The organism is Nostoc sp., assembly GCF_035638895.1.
Lineage (GTDB): Bacteria > Cyanobacteriota > Cyanobacteriia > Cyanobacteriales > Nostocaceae > Nostoc.
The window spans coordinates 1-1,610 of the sequence record NZ_DASQZC010000358.1; the positions used below are offsets into that span (position 1 = coordinate 1).

Annotated in this window: 2 protein-coding genes; both read left to right on the top strand. The window is 35.5% G+C overall.

All coding sequences use genetic code 11. The annotated features are described in order from the left end of the window. The first annotated feature begins 41 nt into the window (after positions 1-41). The gene (locus VE944_RS17460; protein ID WP_324979374.1) at positions 42-530 is read left to right on the top strand and encodes an ankyrin repeat domain-containing protein; all 489 of its coding nucleotides are present in this window, start codon (positions 42-44) and stop codon (positions 528-530) included. Then, the coding region (locus tag VE944_RS17465; RefSeq protein WP_324979377.1) for a nitroreductase family protein at positions 493-1,610 on the top strand (1,118 nt) is incomplete at its 3' end. The genes VE944_RS17460 and VE944_RS17465, both read left to right, overlap by 38 nt.

The following is a 1,610-nucleotide window of genomic DNA, read 5'->3' on the forward strand; positions in this document are numbered from 1 at the left end:
GCAAATTTATATTAGTAAAAAAAGTTCACTAAGGAGTAGTTATGAATCGAACCAACAGTCAAAATTTGAGTGAAGCAACAACCCAATGGCTAATAGCAAAAGGCTATAACCCTGGCGATTTAAATCAGCCGGGTGAAAATGGCGATACAGTTTTGATGAAAGCGGCAAGAGAAGGAGTTTATACAGTGGTTAAAGAACTCATTGATGCAGGTGCGGATATCAATGCTCGAAATAGCGATCGCAACAATGCTTTGTGGTTTGCTTGTTTTGGTAATCACTACGATTTAATTAATTTACTACTTGCTAGCAACATTAACATAGATAACCAAAATGATAATGGTGCAACTGTTTTAATGTATGCAGCATCAGCCGGAAAGACAGAAGTAGTCAAGTTACTTTTACAACATCAGCCTAATTTATATTTAAAAAACTTAGACGATTATAAAGCGATAGATTTTGCTAGCAACGTAGAAGTCTTAAGGATACTTAAAAATGTCACAAAGCCAGATATCGGGCAAAACTTATCATGACGCTACCAAGCATTCTTACTTATCGGTACAACTTGATCCAAATTATGTAGATGCTTCAACACAGCCATCTTCATTTAAAGTTTATCCCAAGTTTTATCGGAGAGTGAAATTAAATCTCAATAATCCTGTTCATTCTTTTATCTCGTTAACCAGTGCGATAACACTAGAAAAAGTATATAAAGATGGCCCTTATAAACTGCGGGTGAATCCATCAGCAGGCGCTCTGTATCCTACGGAAGTTTACGTACAGGTTCGCGGGATTGAGGGAATGGTAGATGGTATATACCATCTAGAAGTTGAGAATAATTGTCTAACTCTCATCTATGAATTAATTGATGATGGTTTGGAGAATTATATTATACCGGGTAAAAGTATCAACGGATTCATCTTTTTAATTAGTTGTGTTTATTATAGGTCTAGCTGGAAATATCAAAATAGAAGCATAAGATATTGCTTCTTAGATAGCGGACACCATTTAGGTGCGATCGCAGCTTCAGCTTTTCTCCACAACCGAGATATACAACTAATTTTTGACTTTGATAAACTTGCTCTCAATTCAGATTTGGGTTTTGAGAATAAGGAGTTTATTACTGCTTGTGCGGTGTCAGGAGAAATACAAGACAAGAAAATCAGACGTTTAAGGCTGAAAATTCCTTTTGTCTCTGGTACTGATTATTTTGAATCTAATCAATTTATTGAGGATGCCTATCAAGCAACAACTCTACAAAAGAGTCGTCAGCAAAAATTAGAGTATTCTCAATTTGATTTTGATCGGGATAAATTTTATCAAACAGTTTGGGCTAGACGTTCTATTAGACGTTTCCGGAAAGAGTCTATTTCTCAAGAAGATTATTTATATGTAGTGCAACAACTTCAGCAGTCAATACCGACAAAAAACTATGAGGAGATAGAAATTTACTCAGTGGTGCATCGAGTAGAAGGAATGACACCTGGGTTATATAAAGGTACGTATCTGATTAAAGCGGGTAACTTTAGTGAAAAGACAGGTTACTTATGTATTAATCAGGCTATTGCTAGAGATGGCGCTGTAACTTTATTTTTTGTGTCAGATTATTTAAA

Bases quoted from the DNA above. Each gene is read 5' to 3' on its own strand.
- VE944_RS17460 (WP_324979374.1), top strand. From the start codon at position 42: ATGAATCGAACCAACAGTCAAAATTTGAGTGAAGCAACAACCCAATGG.